Here is a 16,458-nt window from a genome sequence, read left to right on the forward strand (position 1 = left end):
GCATACCGGAGGGGCCATATTGGATTCCGTCATTTCTCGCAACTAACTAAGGGTTTAGCCCCCATAAAGCTGGTCAATATAAGATCGCAACCACACTGGTGAAAACGTGCATCAGGTCGCAGATTTCTAAAATAATCAGTCACAAGAAGGGATGAGACCGGTATTGAATTTCTCGCCCGTAGTTCTCAGTACATATGATCCGGCTTTAAATCGCGCGATCTCACGAACTGTCAGACGGTTAACACCCTTCCTGATGCTCATGTACGTCGTCTCATTTCTCGACCGCTCGAATATCGGTTTTGCAAAACAGGCATTGGAGAGATCGGTAGGCATCTCCGAAAGTGTCTACGCGTTAGGTGCAGGTCTATTTTTCATCAGCTATTCGTTATGCGGATTTCCCAGCAACCTGATCCTTCATAAGGTGGGCGCGAAAAAATGGCTTGCGTTACTCATGGTGGGCTGGGGTGTGGTGTCGATGGCCAACATGTTCGTGAGCGGCGCCACCTCGTTTTACTTCTTGCGGCTGCTGCTCGGCGTGTTGGAAGCAGGTTTTTTTCCAGGCGCAATTCTCTACCTGACCTATTGGTTTCCCAACAGCATTCGGGGCCGGGTTCTTGGAGTGTTCTACCTGGGTGTTCCGCTTGCGCTCATTCTGGGCGGTCCGCTCTCGGGCCTGCTGCTTGAGATACGCCCGCTGCTCGGACTTCAAAGCTGGCAGTGGATGTTTCTTGTGGAAGGTTTGATTGCAGTCGTTCTCGGGGTATTCGCATTCTGGTATCTGGATAACAGGCCGTCGAATGCCACATGGCTACCGGACGAGGAGAAGCAAGCGCTGGCGAATGCATTGGCACTTGAAGAGGAGGAGCGGCGCTCCGTTGGGCCCGCAAAGCTTCTCCCCATGTTCCGCGACCTTCGAGTCATGCACTTCCTGTTGATCTATGCCCTCATTCAGATCAGTACCTATGGAGCAGTTTTCTATCTCCCTGCCGAGATATCGGTCCTTCTGCATAAGCCTGTGGGGATGGAAGTCGGCCTGGTGTCGTCCATCCCATGGATCTGCACTCTGACTGCTGTCTATTTCCTGCCGCGCGTTGCCGATAAGTTCCACAAGCATCGTCAACTGGCATCACTGATTCTGGTGATTTCGGGTTGCGCCAGTTTTGCATTTCCTACCTCCGGACCGCGCATGGGACTTGTCGCGCTTTCGCTTGCGGTATCTGGCTTTATCGCCGTGCAACCTCTTTTCTGGATGTTTCCAACAAAATATCTGGCCGACCGCGCAGCGGCTGGCGGGATCGCCGTAATAGGAATGGGCAATCTGGGCGGATTTCTTGCACCTAACTTGAAGGTCTGGGCCGATGAGTATTTTGGCTCACAACACGCAGGCTTGTACCTTCTGGCTGGGCTTACAATTTTGAACGCGGGCTTGATCGCACTCGTGAAAAGTCACCGCACAATCAAAAGCACAACATGAAAGCTCCCACTCCAAGGCAAGCTCTTTTCACGATTCAACTACTTCAGCTTTGGGTGCGGTGCTCTAAAAACTCCTGCGGGGAGAGACCGCGAATGCTGGCATCGATCAATTCGATCATGTGAAAGGTTGGTACCACGGCGAGACCTCGACGACGCAGGCCGGATTGAAGCTGCAAGAGGCAGCCCGGATTTGCACTCACCAGGGCCTGGGCCTTTGCCGCCAGCAGGTTTTGAACCTTGCGATCACCCAGCTCGTTTGCAGGTTCGGGATGCAGAAGGTTATAAACTCCCGCTGAACCGCAACAGAGATTCGGCTCAGCAATTTCTGCGATATCGAGCTGAGGAATTCCGTGAAGCAGCGAACGCGGCTCTGCGTGAATGCCTTGGGCATGGCGAAGATGGCAGGCGTCCTGGTAAGCCACACGCAGGGCAAGAGGGTTGCGCGGCTGTTGAGGCGGATGGGAGAGGAGAACTTCGGAGATGTCTCGACATCTGGAGGAGAAGATCTTCGCGCGCTCGGACCACACGGCATCTTCGCGAAGGAGATGTCCGTATTCCTTCATAGTGGAACCGCAACCGGCAGCATTGATGACGATGTAGTCGACATTCGCCGCTTCGAACATTGCGATCGTTTTGCGAGCCAGCGAGCGGGCATCCTCTTCAGCGCCACAGTGAACCATCAAGGCTCCGCAACAGGACTGCTGTTGAGGGATGACAACTTCGTAGCCTTCGGCAGCGAGTACCCGCAAGGTGGCTTCATTGACGTGCTGGAAAAAAACCTGCTGCACGCAGCCGGTGAGCATGCCTACTCGGGTGCTGTGAGCTTTCGTTGCCGCATTGGATGGCGCAGTTGCGGGTGTTATATGGGGTAGACGGCGAAGAAGATTTTTGGGAACAGTGGGAAGCAGGGACTCCATGGCTGCAAGACGTTTAGGAGAAAATTTCAGGATGCCGGTCGCGCGCACAAGCCTTTGCAAGCCGCTGCGCTGATAGATAAGCATCGGAATCGCCAGAGCGCGAAGGCGACGAGGATGGGGGAAAGTTGCGAATAGAAGTTTGCGAAAGATGGAATCACTGGATGAACGCGAGAGATTTCTCTCCACCTGAAAACGCGTATCTTCGATGAGCTTGTTGTACTGCACCCCCGAAGGACAGGCGGTCATACAGGCCATACATCCCAGGCAGTTATCCATGTGTCTGCCGAATTGCGCATCAAGTGGCGCTTCGCCCTGGCTGGCCTTGGCCATCATATAGATGCGCCCGCGAGGAGAGTCCATCTCCTCGCCCCACAGTACGTAGGTGGGACAGGCAGGAAGACAGAATCCACAGTGGACACAGTCGGAAAGCAAATCTTTCGATGGCGGGTGATGTGCATCGAAGCTGCTTTGTTTCGGCGCAGGATGATCCGTAATCTGGGTGAGATGAGCCATGTCTCTCTACTGTTTCCCCGCAAAATATTTTCCCGGGCTAAGAATGTTATCCGGATCGAACTGATCCTTTACCGCCTTCATCAAAGAAAGTGTTGCGGGCGAGATATGGAATGCTGGAACATCTATTCCGGAACCAGGGTTCAGAACGGCAACCGTGACTGCCGGATACTCTACATCCGCTCGCAATTTCTGAATGACAGATGCAATCTCTTCTGGCGAGCCACGCAGAGCGATGGAATGTAAGCCGATTGCCTGGGAGACGGATGTGATCTCTACCTCCGAATGCCGGGTCTGGAGATAATCCGCGTACGCGCAGAGCTGTGTCGGCAAAGTAGAGATGCGAAGAATTGTCGAGCCGGAACTGAACAGGGTTTCGCGGGCACTCCAGATCTCCTCGGGAGCGTCTTCGAGGAGAAGACCGTCCTGCCGCACCATTTGCAGGAGGATGTCTTCCTGGTGGGCTTCGGGATGAGCATTGAGCTTTACGTCTAAAGAGAACTGCTTGCCGAGAGCGCGTAGTTGAAGAGACTGCACGAGTAAATGGCTGGCACGAATCGCGGCAAGGAGCGATTCCAGGGGGAAAGCACGTTGCGCAAGGACGGTGAAGCTTCGCTCATGTCGCGGAAGCGAGTGTAAGCGAAAGTTTGCCTCGGTGATGATTGCCAGAGTACCGAGACTGCCCGTGAGGAGTTTCGAGAGGTCGTAGCCTGCGACATTCTTCACGACTTTGCCTCCGGTGCGGGCAATTGTGCCATCAGGGAGGACCAGAGTCATGCCTATGACCAGATCGCGAAGACTTCCATATCGTTGGCGCAAGACGCCTGAGTCGTTCGTGGACAGAATGCCGCCGACAGTGGCGCGGCTTTGAAAGAGCGGATCTAAAGCAACGAATTGACCATGCGTGGCCAGAGACTGCTGCAGCTTTGACCATGTGCAGCCTGCCTGCACAGTACAGGTCAGATCCTGCCAGGGATGCTCGACGACCCGATTGAGGCGTGCAAGGGAGATATAGATATCAGGAACAACTCTTCCTCCCCAATGGAGTTTGGTGCTGCCGCCAAGCGGACATATCGTCAGCCGATTCTTTCCCGCAAAAGCAAGAACAGCCGAAATCTGCTGCGTGTCTGAGGGTGAGACGGTGATGACATTGTCTTCGACGCGAACGTGATCGAAGCCCGCAATACCGGCGAGATGGTCCGCAACTTCGTGGATCGATATTGTAGAAGAGGAGGCCATTAGAAGATCTCCGCGATACCGCTGGATTCCAGCGGATGAGGAGCATAAGCGCCCCGGGTGCGTTCTCCACACAGACGCGGTGTAGGAAAGAGCTTATCCGGATTGGCAAGATTAAGCGTGTCGAAGGCGCGGCGCACGCGCTGCATCGTCTCCAAATCAGGATCGGAGAACATATAGCTCATGCTGCATTGCTTTTCACGACCTACTCCGTGTTCGCCTGTGATCGATCCGCCTGCTTCGACGCATACATCAAGGATGCGAAGGGACAGATCGATTGCCCGCTCTTCTTCGCCGGGATTTTCGCGATTGTAAAGAATGATGGGGTGTAGATTTCCGTCACCGGCATGAAACACATTCGTGACTCTTAGCCGCTCTTCCGCCGCCATTGCATTCAACTTCTCCAGGACCATGGGCAGCGACGTCCGCGGGATCACGCCATCCTGAACGATGTAGTTCGGCGAAAGCCGGCCGGCAGCGGCAAAGGCTGCCTTACGTCCCTTCCACACGAGAAGGCGGGCACTCTCGTCAATTGCAAGCCGGGTCTCCCATGCGCCATTCCTCTTGCAGATCTCGATCACAGAGGCCATCTGGAGGTTGACCTCTGCCTCCGGGCCATCGAGTTCGATAAGAAGGAGGGCTTCGCAAACGGGATAATTCGGGTGAACAGAAATTTCGGCCGCCTCAATCGAGAGCCGATCCATAATCTCCATAGCTGCAGGAAGCTGGCCGCTCGCAATGACATCCGAGACAGACTGTGCGGCAGAGGAGATAGCATCGAAGGCCGCCAAAATAACTTGAATTGTCTCGGGCCGTCGCATGATCCGAAGTGTCATCTCCGTGGCAACGCCCAAAGTCCCTTCACTTCCTATAAAGACTCCGGCAAGGTCATAACCGGACGTATCCGGCGTCTTGCCGCCGAGGATAACGATGTCTCCACTGGGAAGCACAACCGTCATCTCCAATACATGGGTGACAGTAAAGCCATACTTCAGGCAGTGGGCTCCGCCGGCGTTCTCCGCAATGTTCCCCCCGATAGAACACACGGTCTGGGAGCTTGGGTCGGGGGCATAGAAGTATCCCTGAGGAGCAACGGCAGCGGTCACATTTGCATTGATGACACCGGGCTGCACTGTGACCTGTTGGTTCGGCAGATCGATGTTCAGAATCCGGTTCATTCGAGAGAGCGCAATCACGATCGAGCCTTCGGCAGGAAGAGCTCCACCGGACAACCCCGTTCCGGCTCCGCGCGCTACAAAGGGAATGCGTTCACGATGGCAAAGCCGCAGAATACTCTGCACCTGCTCCGTGGACTCAGGAAGGAGAACTGCGGAAGGAGGGATGCGAAAGGCCGTGAGGCCATCGCATTCATACGTCTGCAACTGATTCCGAGCCGTGATGAGGCCCCGCTCTCCAACGATGTGGCGCAGTTCAGAAAGAATCGCAGGTGTGAGTGATTGCTGCATGTTGCTCATCGCGCGCCCCGAATCGAACTTCGCGATCAGGCGAAGACCTCTTCCTTCATAATCTGGTCGTACGCCGGAAGAGTGAGGAAGTCGACAAACTTATCGCTTCGAATCAGATCGCGCATAAGCGAAGCTGCATTTTCGTAGGCCGCATAGCGATCTGCATCGGAAGTCGGTCTCACCTTGGCCAGTTCTTCGTCGATAAGCTGGTCGCAGAGCTCCACAGTGATCCTGCGTCCATCGTCGAGGCTGGCTTCATGATGGATCCATTGCCACAATTGTGCGCGGCTAATCTCCGCCGTCGCCGCATCCTCCATGAGATTGAAGAGGGGCACGCAGCCGATGCCACGCAACCAGGCCTCAACATATCCCAAACCGACGGCGATATTTTGTCTCAGCCCAGCTTCTGTGATGGTTCCAGCAGGAACCTCAAGAAGATCGGCAGCCGTTACGGTGTAATCTGTAAGCTTCTTTTCTATCTGGTTTGGCTGCGGCATCACCCGATCGAACACTTCGAGAGCAATCGGTACCAAACCAGGGTGCGCTACCCATGTGCCGTCATGACCATCTCTGGCCTCCCGTTCCTTGTCAGCCCGGACTTGAGCAAGAGCCTTCTCGTTCGCGACCGGATCCGACTTGATGGGAATAAAGGCCGACATTCCCCCCATGGCATGAATCTCGCGGTTGTGACAGGTCTTGATACACAGCTTTGAATAGCTATGCATGAAGTGTGTGGTCATCGTGACCTGGGAACGGTCCGGAAGGACAATGGAACGATCCGCAGCCAGCTTTTTGATGAAGGAGAAGATATAGTCCCACCGGCCGCAATTGAGTCCCGCAGAATGGTCGCGAAGCTCATAGAGGAACTCATCCATCTCGAACGTCGCCAGGATCGTTTCGATCAGACAGGTAGCCCGAATGGTTCCTTGCGGCAAACCAAGTTGATTTTGCGCATGCACAAAGATCTCGTTCCAGAGACGAGCCTCCAGATGCGACTCCATTTTAGGAAGATAGAAATAAGGACCGCTGCCGCGCGCAAGCAGCTCCTTCGCATTGTGAAAAAAATAAAGGCCGAAGTCGAAGAGGGAGGCGGACAGGGGCTCGCCATCAATCAGGATATGCTGCTCCAGCATGTGCCATCCTCTGGGACGGATGAAAAGGACGGCAGTTTTGTCGTTGAGCTTATAGCTTTTTCCGCTCTTCTGGTCTTCAAAAGAGATCGTACGACGGATAGCGTCGCGCAGGTTTACCTGTCCATCCAGAAGATTGTTCCAGAGAGGAGTGGAGGAGTCCTCAAAATCCGCCATGAACACGCGGGCGCCAGAGTTGAGCGCATTAATGATCATCTTGCGATCGACAGGCCCCGTAATCTCAACCCGACGATCCTGAATGTCTGCGGGGATCGCCGCGCAACGCCAATTCCCTTCTCGAATGTGATTCGTCTCCGGGAGGAAATCCGGTTTTTCTCCCGCATCCAGACGAACCTGGCGGGCTATACGCGCTGCCAGTAATTCCTTGCGGCGGCCCCCAAACGTGCGCTGCAGGCCAGCCAGGAATTCAAGTGCTGCCGGAGAAAGAATTTCGGCATAAACAGACGAAACAGGCGCGTTAATGCGAACACCAGATACCAGGTCAGACACGGCTCGACTCCTTATATATAGACACAATCGAAATTCACAGGTTCTGCCGATCGTTTGCGCGTGAGCGATTGTGCTCCCGGCTCAAACTGAACCGGGTGGAGCTCCAAATATATGGAAGCGTACAAGGCACTGTCCACTTCCCCCTCTAGCAGGGCCATAAGCCGCTGGCTACGGGATATCTTCAGTCACCTTGTCAAGGACGACGGGGCCGATCAATCCCGATGGAAGTAGCGGAGAGCCTTCGGTATAGGTGCTATTCGGAGCGAACGCATATTTCTTGGCTCCTTTCTGCATATCGCCGATCAAGCGATTCGGCCAGAGGTTGACTACCTTAATCGAGAGCTGGTTCTTTCCAGCATGCACAGCATCGGTGATATCGACCCGGTAGGGAGGTTTCCATGCGATTCCCTCCGTTTTTCCGTTCACGGCAACCTCTGCAAGCTCGTGTACCTTGCCAAGATCGAGCTCAATCCTCGACCCCTTGCTGAGTGCAGCCTGCGGAATCTCGATCGTATTCAGGTAAGTTGCCGTTCCGGAAAAGTATTTGATTCCGGTATTGGAACTATCGCTCCAGTCTGACAATTCTTCGAACTTCGCGGACTTCGGAGCTCCACGTCCAGCCTGGAATTCCACCTCCCAGGGCCCTTTCACGTTCGCTACGGTGGTATGGATGGGATCCGGCAAGACTCGCGTTGTGGTCGGCGCAGGCTCGCGGAAGACCACGAAGAGTGCATCGTGCGGATAAAGCTTCAACGGCACGGAGGTCACACCGTCATGAATCCTGAAGGAGGCTGGTTTCATGACGCCTCGATCCGCCATCCAGATTTCAGCAGCTTTACCAGTCACACGAAAATCTGCATCGATCGTCGCGGCTTCGTTCGTCCGATTGTTAACAAAGTAAATATCTGTCCCATTTGCATTGCGATGATAAAACCTGACGTCTGCGTCTTCGAAGTTCTTTACATAGGAGAAATCAGGCCGCATGTTCTCCGCTCCGAAGACCTGGCTGAGATTGGTTGCGCGATAGATCTTGCCCACCCCGGATTTGTGCACAAAAGCCTTATCTGGCCAGAGCTCCCGCACAACAGCCTTCCATTCAACGAGGTTGTCCGACAACGTCGGGGAGTTCTCCGGCGGCAGCCCGATGATCACCGCGCCTTCCCTCGCTAACGTACTCAGCTTCTTCAATACAGGCAGGGTCATCCGATTGCTGGTGCCACCGAGATAGAGCACCTGGTACTTCATGCCTGACTTCGTCACGAGCTTGCCGCCGCGCACGGAAAACTCATTCAACAGTGCTTCACTGTTGACGAAGTCATAGTTGAAACCCGACGGAATCTCCGGCGCATGCGATCCGTTGATTGTGGTTGAAGATCCCTCCTGTCCGTAGAAGTAGGCTACATCCACCACGGCGCGCCCTTGTTGCAACATGTAGCTGCTGCGCGCAAGATAGTCCGTCCATGCTCGCGCCTGCTCTGCCCACGTATCAAGCCGGTTGAACCATTGACCATAGATGCCCAACGCCAACCCCGGAGCGTTGTCGTTCGGCTGATGCACGGAGACGTGCAAGGTGAACTGATTGATGCCGTCCAGAAATTCCTGATCGGCAACATATTTAATATCCCAGGGCCCATAGCCCCACGGGTTGCCGGTGGAGGTAATTGATTCCGCGGAAGCGATCTTCTTACCATAAATATTCGCGACAGAAGCGGTATCGCGGATATCTGCAAAGTAATTTCTGTCAAAGCGCTCTGGAGTGTAGAGCCAAAGCTCGCCCATGGGAACATCGGCGCGAGCCTTCATCTCCATGGCATCCCCGATGGTGGCACGTCGCGCCGCCATTGCTTCGGTCACGTATCCCAGGCCTCGTTCGTGCAGGCTGCCTCGAACCTGATCGAAGTTGGTTGTGATAACCAGATCGGAGATCGTACGACGGAAGTCCCACAAAAACTTATCTGTCGCCTCGCTCGACTGCACAATACGACCGGTAAGCGCAGGCAGCCACGGCCGCGGATCGTATCCTCGCAGGCGCTTGAACTCATCCAGAATGCCGTCCGTCCAGTTCGCGAACCCTGCCTCCCAGCTATCCGTCGCGACATTGTTCACACCATGCTTACCCATCATTCCGCCGGAAGCATTCTCGTAGAGCTTCAGGTAGTCTTCCATGAAGGTCTTCGTGGCGCCTTTCTTCAACTTGTCGACCTCAAATCCTGTCGCTTCGAGAGGCGCTGGTGCATTTGTTTGCCCGGTGAGCGAATAACCCATGCGCGTCACAATCCACTCGCCCGGGGGCGGCGCCCAATCCAGCGTTCCATCTGGCTTCATCTTTTCCGTCAGGTCAATCACTCCTGCCTTTTGTACAACGCTCGCCTCGTCCGCATGGACAGTGTCGATATCATAAAAATTTTGGACGGCTGCGAAACCATCCTTCTCTTCGAAGGAGTTGACCGGGGTGGCTGTATGAAGCACAAAACGCGAGATCTGCAACGGCTGTTTGCCGGCCGCGATCTGACGGTATCTGAAGAATCTGGCGGTGACTGGAGCAAACGCATAGGTCCGCTGATACACCAGCGACTTCGGCAGATCGAGAACATGCGTAAAGTGCACGCCGTCATTGCTCGATTGCAGAACCTCGGCGCCGACGGGGTCCTCCGCAGCCCGCATCGTCTCTGGCGAAGCGATCGTAACGCCGCGCACGGTTTGCGGTGAATCGAATGCAATCTGCACCCACGATGCCTCTCCTGGCATGGAAGGCAGACTGAATGTCTTTGTATAGTCTCCGCTCGTAAGCTCAGCGTAGGTGAAGGCACCACCGCCGCTTGATGTCACCGTGGGGTGTGCCTTGTTGAGGTCTTTGTCCGCAGCGGGCTGGCGAAAGGCAATCACCAGTTGATCCTTGTAGAGCGTCGGCATCGCGGGTATGGGACGATCAGGGCGGACAGAATGCGGCTGATCAGCAAAAGGACCGTTTATCTCCGGCGGCTTCGGCAGCATGCCCCGGAAGGCCCGACCGCCATGCACCCTTGTCTCCGTCCACACCAGCTTCTTCATGGCGTCCGAAGGTTTTACCCATGGGCCACCCGTCTGGCTCCAACCCGGCGCCGCCCCAATCGTAACCTCCATCCCCAGCTTGTCCGTGAGTTGTAGCGCGTGGTGAAAAGCGTCCTTCCACTCTGGTTGCATATAAATCAAACGCGGCGTCACCACGGTGGGAGTTTCAACCGCTACGTCGAAGGTCTCAACTCCACCCACGCCCGCTCGATGCATCCACTCCAGATCCTTGGTAATACCCTCTTTCGAGATATTTCCGTTTTGCCAATACCAGTACACGCGTGGCCGAGCCGAGTTCGGAGGACTTCTGAAGCCCTCGAATAAAGCATCCTGCGCGAGACCTGGCAGCGTTGCGGCTAACAACCCAAGAACGGAGAGTCTTACACAGGATTTCTTCACGATTCAACGACCCCACAAAGAAGATTGCTATTGGATAACGGCACTTTTACGGGCAAGGACCTACGAACGACCGGGGATTCGCGGAAATCCTAGTGATTCTCCAAGTGTCCAGGCAAAGGAAATTACTACGGCAAACTCATTTCATATCGCGAAATGAAATCGTTAGCGCAACCGTTCTGATGAAAGCCTGTTTTCCTTTTTTTTGCAGCAGAAATGCCCGGAGCAGAATCCGGAAAGGGTAGTAGATCAGAACGCATTGGAAACATCCATGGAGGCTATATTTCACGTTACGGAATGGATAGCTTCGGATGATCAACAAGCAGCCTGCTGTCTGCAGTTCTTCAACGAGATACGCAACTGGAAAGAAAAAACCTGACGGACATGAGAAGTCCGTCAGGCTGGAGGCTAATTACGTCTTGTTAGAACATCACTTTGACTGCGAGCTGAATACTACGGTTGTCGCCTGAGGTCGTCGAGATCTGGCCAACGGTGCTGAGAGTCGATATATTCGACGCCGGTTGTCCAAAGATAGGATGGTTGATGATGTTGTAAGCCTCGGCGCGGAACTGCGTATTGATCCGCTCGAAGACCCGGAAGCTCTTGATTGCCGAAAAATCCACCTGTGCTGTGCCCGGACCACGAAGTACGTTGCGAGTTACGTTGCCCTGCAGGGTTGGGCCCGGATCCGCAAAGGCCGATGCGTCAAACCAGTGGGTGGGAGTAGGATTGCGTACGACAGCGCTCGCAACGTTCCGACCAGGAGCAAGGTTGACCCGACCTGGGGTGTAGGTTCCGAACGTCGCCCCGGACCGAGACGGTGAGAACGGATATCCGCTGCGGAGTTGTACGGCTGGCTGAAGTGACCATCCACCCGCCAGGATATTGCCGATTCCGCTCTGCAGCATTGCATGGCCTTTTCCGAACGGAAGCTCGTATCCGCCGCTTATAACCGCGCGGTGGGGCACGTCGAAACGGGAATATGAGTAGTCGAAGCCGAAGTCAGTGGAGTAAGAGGTATCGTTTGCCTCTACCTCGCCCGAGTTGTTGTCCAGGTTCTTGGACCATTGATAGCTGGTAAGGAAGTAGAGACCATTCTGGGCACGCTTCTCGACCTTGATGGAGAGGCCATTGAAGTTCGCTGTCGCGGCATTGCGGCTGGTAAGAATGCCGTGCTGGAATTGAGGATAGGGCCGGACGCCTGCGTTGGTCGGATTGCTGCCTCCAGTGGAGGTATAACCCGGAAACAGGGTATCCATGTTCTGGTCATAACGCTTCCAGAGCTTACGGGTCGCACTTGCGGTGTATGCAATCTCCATGATGAGGCCGTGACCAAGATCCTGCTGCACGCTTGCCGTCCACTCGTAGGTGTAAGGCATGGAGTTATTCGGATTGATGGAGAAGGGCGCAGGCAGGCCTGCGGATCCGAGCGTAGGATCGGGAAACGCATCCTGCAGGAAGATATTGCTGAGAGACTGCTGATAGTAGAGCGGCGCCGCGTAGCGGGTGAACTGCAGTTCGTTGGTATTGATATTGTCGAAGAAAATTCCACCGCCGACGCGGAAGACAGTTCCCGGATGCGCTTCATAAGCTACGCCAAGCCGAGGACCAAAGCCCTTTCTTCTCGGCTGAAGGATGCCCGGCTGGTACGTGGAATCTGTGACGACATACGGTAGGAAGGCGGTGGGAATGAACGCAGGAATCTTGCTGTACTTGATCTTACCGATGGTTGGGTCGAGGGTGCCTTCCAAGCCGTTCTGCTCTACGAAGGGAGAGTTGTACTCCCAACGCAGACCGGCATTGACCGTCAAACCGTGCCCCAGCTGCCATACGTCGCTGATGAAAGCTCCGTAGGTGTTGTCGCGATAGTGACCAAGCGTCGTTCCGAAGTTTCCGTTGCAGCTGGAGGTGCAATAGCCACGCTGATAGTTTTCCAGGGCCGTATAGAATTTACCCGTTGCTAGATTCATCTTTTGCCCAGCAGCGCACGCGGTTGCGCTGCAGTCAGCAAAGGAAAAATTACCCGTGACGTTGTTGTCGGCAAGAAGATTCACACGACGATTCTGATACTGGAATCCCATCTTGAAGGTGTTTCTGCCGTGCACGATGCTCAGCGAATCGCCAAAGCTCAGGATATTTTCGTTACCGCCTTGAACCGTGACCTGCCCGCCGTCACCGAATGTGCTAAAACCTTGAATCGCCATATTGGAACGGCCATACTGGGTTGGGTTGCTGAGGCCGGCGACGAACTTCAAACCTTCCTGCGATGCATAGTTGACACCAGGGTTGAGCGGTACACCGTTCTCAAAGTTGTAGTAGAGGTTATAGCCGAAGCGAGCTTCGTTCACGATGTTGGGCGTGATGAGGAATGTGTGTCCAATAACAGCATTACGGCCGATGAGCTTATTGCTGATTCCGCCCTGCACCGCAGGGATGAACTCTCCGGAATTGAAGTCTACATACCGCTCGAATAACTGATTGCGTGGAGACAAGGTCTGGTCCGCGCGGATGGTGTACTGATCGTAGTTGTCTGTAGTTGTCTGATAGTTGACGTAATTATTTCCATTATTGAGCTTAGGATCGATATTTGGAGTCGGAACCGTAGGATTGATAATCCGTGCAACTAGGTTCGTCGACGCCGGGGTTCCAAGCTGAGCAGCGGTTGGAAAATTGGCAAATTGCGGTGTGGAACGATTTGTCCGCAGGCCTTCGTATCCGCCGAAGACGAACAACTTGTCCTTGACAATGGGGAATCCTAGTGTGCCGCCATACTGATGCCGGGTGAAGTCCGGCTTTGCTCCTGTTCTTGCGAAGTAGTTGCGGGCATCGAAGACGCTGTTGCGGGCGAACTCATAGGCGCTGCCGTGAATCTGGTTCGATCCAGACTTCGTGACCATGGAAACGATCGCCTGCCCCTGGCCATACTCGGTGGAGAAGGAGTTGCGCAGCAGGTTGAACTCCTGGATCGTGTCCACGTTCGGCTGGATCGACATGTTATTGAAACGTACGGAACGAATGTAGGTGCCATCCAGTACATAGTTCGTCGAGGAGCCGCGACCGCCGTCTACGGTGATGTATAGGTTGCGGTTTCCTGTGCGATTGGGATTTCCGGTCTGCCCCTGCTGTGGCGGCGAAACGCCTGGAGCAAGCGTTGCCAGCTGCAGAACGTTACGGCCATTGAGCGGAAGATCTGTGATCTGCTTCTGATCGATAACCTGGCCGACTGTCGCCTCCGTCGTCTGCAGCTGCGGAGGCAACGTGCTCACTTCCACAGTCTCAGTCCTTTCGCCGACGCTCAGCGTGACGGAGCCATTTGCGGTCTTGCCGATCTCGACGCCCAGCGAGGGGATCGTGCTGGTTTTGAAACCTTCCTTCTCAACCCTCAGACGATAGCTTGCAGGCGGAAGGTTTGGAATGGACCAGTCACCATTGTCGTTGGTTGTCGTTGTACGTTCAGCACCCGTGGCATTGTTTGTCAGATGCACAGTTGCGCCGGCAACAGTAGCGCCGGTCGAGTCAGTAACCTTGCCCACTGCGTCGGAGCTGGAGCTTGCCTGACCGTATGCCGGAAGCGAGCCCAGGTTCAATGTGATGACAGGGACTGCTGCTATCGAAAGTGCAAACGACATCAGACGTGCGAGACGAAACAATCTGCGGCTCGCGTCCGTCTGTACTGTTAGTTTCCGGTCACAAACGGAGGGGCCGGGGTCCATGTCTTGATTCCAGATCGGTGAGATATTCATCGGTGAAGCCTCCAAAGTCACCCGACTTTTCGTGGTCGGGTGTAATCCTGAACTGCCTGAGTGTCACGTTGCAGAGTGCTAGACGAGAGAGATTTTGAGACGTCTCATTTCAGCGACGAATGCTACCCATGCTGTACTGAGACTGTCAAGGAAAATTCTTATTCCCTACGCTTTGTTCTTCTTCGCACATCACAAAAACCGCATTAGCCTGAGGCGTGCTGTCCATGCCATGCCCTGAGAGGAGCATGGAGCAGCACGCCATCCGACCTGCCTTCTACCTACAAGCCCTCACTTACCTGATGCCAACGACAGCAACTTCAAATGGTTCGAGTTTCAGTGTGGTTCCCTGCATCTGTTTTGTGCCGACTGGACCATCCCCGGTGGAGGGTGCAACAAAGGATACCGACGTCCCGACAGTATCGGCAGGAAGATTGACCTCTTGCGGTGTCGAACGCTTGTTGATCACCAGCAACTTCTTTCCCTTGCTGGTATCGAAGGCCTGCACAGCAATGTCCTTGTTGTGTTCTGTCGTCTCGATCATGCGATCGCCTGGACCGAAGTTATCCTTCAGCAGCTTCAACACCCAGAAGCGGGGGTTCGGCTTAGCGGTGTTGTAGTTCATCATGCTGACGCTGGGAAATTGCGTGGGATAGCCTACGAGTTGCGACTCCCCTACAACATCGACCGACATCTTTGCCGCCTCGATATAAATGTACGCATACATGGCTCCGGCAAGATTCCAGTAGAGAGTCGGCTCCGGCTTCGCCTTATACCCCGGAATGGTATTGCTCTTGCCGTCCTCCGGAAGAATGACACCGAGCTCATCGAGGTCCGTCTTCGTATTAGGCGATAGACGATGCTTGATCTGTTCGATATAGCGTGTCTGCGCAAGAAAACCATCCGCCTGATCGAAAAACGTATACTGCATCGCCTCAAAAGGCTCAGACTCCGGCGGTGAAGCGTAGAAGTGATAAGAGATAAAATCGAGCGGAACTCCAGCCGCGTGATTCTTCGGGTTCAGGAAGTATTCGTACATCGGGCCATGGGTGCGAGGCGCGGCCGAGGCAATCGCTACGAACTTGATGTCCGGGTCTACCTTGCGCATCGCCGTGGCGACCGCGTCGTAGAACTTGGTGTAGGCCTCAGGCGTCCAGTGGTGCTCGAAGTCGATCTCGTTCAGCACCTCCCAATACGCAAACTTGTAGTGGTGTCCAGACTCGTGCCGCTTACCGTTCTCGTCAGTAAATCCGCCCTTTTCATACCAGCTCAACAGGCGGGCATAGTACTCCGCGGCTTCTTTTCCGGAGGGGTCTTTCAGCTCTGTTCCTTGCGTGTAGTCCCAGTAAACCTGGTTGGGATCGTCCGGATAAGTTACCGGCTTGTCCGTCTTGAAGAGCCATGCTGGCATCGTGCTGAAGTTCATGATGACGGAGTGGCCTTCGGTCGCCTTCATGAAATCTTCCAGGGTCGGATCGATGTACTTGAAATCCCAGGAGGTCTTGTCTTTGGTAGGCGCCTCCAGCTCTGCAACAGCCTGCTTGGGATACGGCAACCATGGAACGTAACGCACGTAATCCGCACCCAGCATCTTCAATGCAGCAAAGCTTCCATCATGCATCTTTGCTCCGCGAAGCAGCTGTGGGTTCACCACGACCTGCAGCGTGGGTGTAGACCTGGAATCGACTACGGTCTTCGTCCAGTCAATCTTCAGATCTGGTTTGGCAGGTTTCTGAGTCGGCGAAGTAGCTTGGGGAGGAGGGGCGCATCCAAGCGCCGCCAGCAGAAAGATGGAATACCAGTTCTTCATTACAGCTCCCTTGCATTTCAAGTGGAGTACGTGCCGGAGACTAGAGAGTCGACGCGAAGGGTGACAACAAACTTTATTCATGGCAGCGACGTTCCACATCGTGGACTGCTAACCGAGGAGTGTTCATGACTTTCGGCAAAGTCTTCCCAAAGAGACGTCCCTTACACCTCGACGGAATTTCACAGAGTGGAAAATATCTCTACGATTCGGCGAACAGCT

The 16,458-nt window shown here is 54.6% G+C and carries 8 protein-coding genes; 1 reads left to right on the forward strand and 7 read right to left on the reverse strand.

What is annotated here, in order from left to right:
• Nucleotides 1-259: 259 nt before the first annotated feature.
• Entirely contained in the window at nucleotides 260-1,474 is a 1,215-nt protein-coding gene (locus tag AC5S26_RS20000; protein ID WP_494186705.1) for an MFS transporter, read from the forward strand.
• A gap of 43 nt (nucleotides 1,475-1,517) precedes the next feature.
• On the opposite strand, the gene AC5S26_RS20005 is transcribed toward AC5S26_RS20000, so the two are convergent.
• From AC5S26_RS20005 to AC5S26_RS20035, 7 genes are all read right to left on the reverse strand, one after another.
• Nucleotides 1,518-2,903, reverse strand: coding sequence for a (Fe-S)-binding protein (locus AC5S26_RS20005; RefSeq protein ID WP_494186706.1), 1,386 nt, complete (start codon nucleotides 2,901-2,903; stop codon nucleotides 1,518-1,520).
• 6 nt (nucleotides 2,904-2,909) lie between these two features.
• On the reverse strand, nucleotides 2,910-4,139 hold the full coding sequence (locus AC5S26_RS20010; RefSeq protein ID WP_494186707.1) for an FAD-binding oxidoreductase: 1,230 nt from the start codon (nucleotides 4,137-4,139) through the stop codon (nucleotides 2,910-2,912).
• A complete protein-coding gene (locus AC5S26_RS20015) occupies nucleotides 4,139-5,602 on the reverse strand; it encodes an FAD-linked oxidase C-terminal domain-containing protein (RefSeq protein WP_494186708.1) in 1,464 nt (487 codons plus the stop codon). The genes AC5S26_RS20010 and AC5S26_RS20015 overlap by 1 nt, the downstream gene beginning before the upstream one ends.
• A 35-nt stretch (nucleotides 5,603-5,637) precedes the next feature.
• The gene (gene aceB, locus AC5S26_RS20020) at nucleotides 5,638-7,242 is read right to left on the reverse strand and encodes a malate synthase A (RefSeq protein WP_494186709.1); all 1,605 of its coding nucleotides are present in this window, start codon (nucleotides 7,240-7,242) and stop codon (nucleotides 5,638-5,640) included.
• A 168-nt stretch (nucleotides 7,243-7,410) separates the two neighbouring features.
• Entirely contained in the window at nucleotides 7,411-10,692 is a 3,282-nt protein-coding gene (locus AC5S26_RS20025; protein ID WP_494186710.1) for a glycosyl hydrolase, read from the reverse strand.
• A gap of 419 nt (nucleotides 10,693-11,111) precedes the next feature.
• Complete coding sequence (locus tag AC5S26_RS20030) at nucleotides 11,112-14,432, reverse strand: TonB-dependent receptor (protein ID WP_494186711.1); 3,321 nt, start codon at nucleotides 14,430-14,432, stop codon at nucleotides 11,112-11,114.
• A gap of 292 nt (nucleotides 14,433-14,724) precedes the next feature.
• Nucleotides 14,725-16,239 (reverse strand): GH39 family glycosyl hydrolase, encoded by a 1,515-nt coding sequence (locus tag AC5S26_RS20035; RefSeq protein WP_494186712.1) that lies wholly within the window; start codon nucleotides 16,237-16,239, stop codon nucleotides 14,725-14,727.
• Nucleotides 16,240-16,458: the final 219 nt, after the last annotated feature.

The organism is Edaphobacter sp. FHG110511_03 (assembly GCF_059115365.1).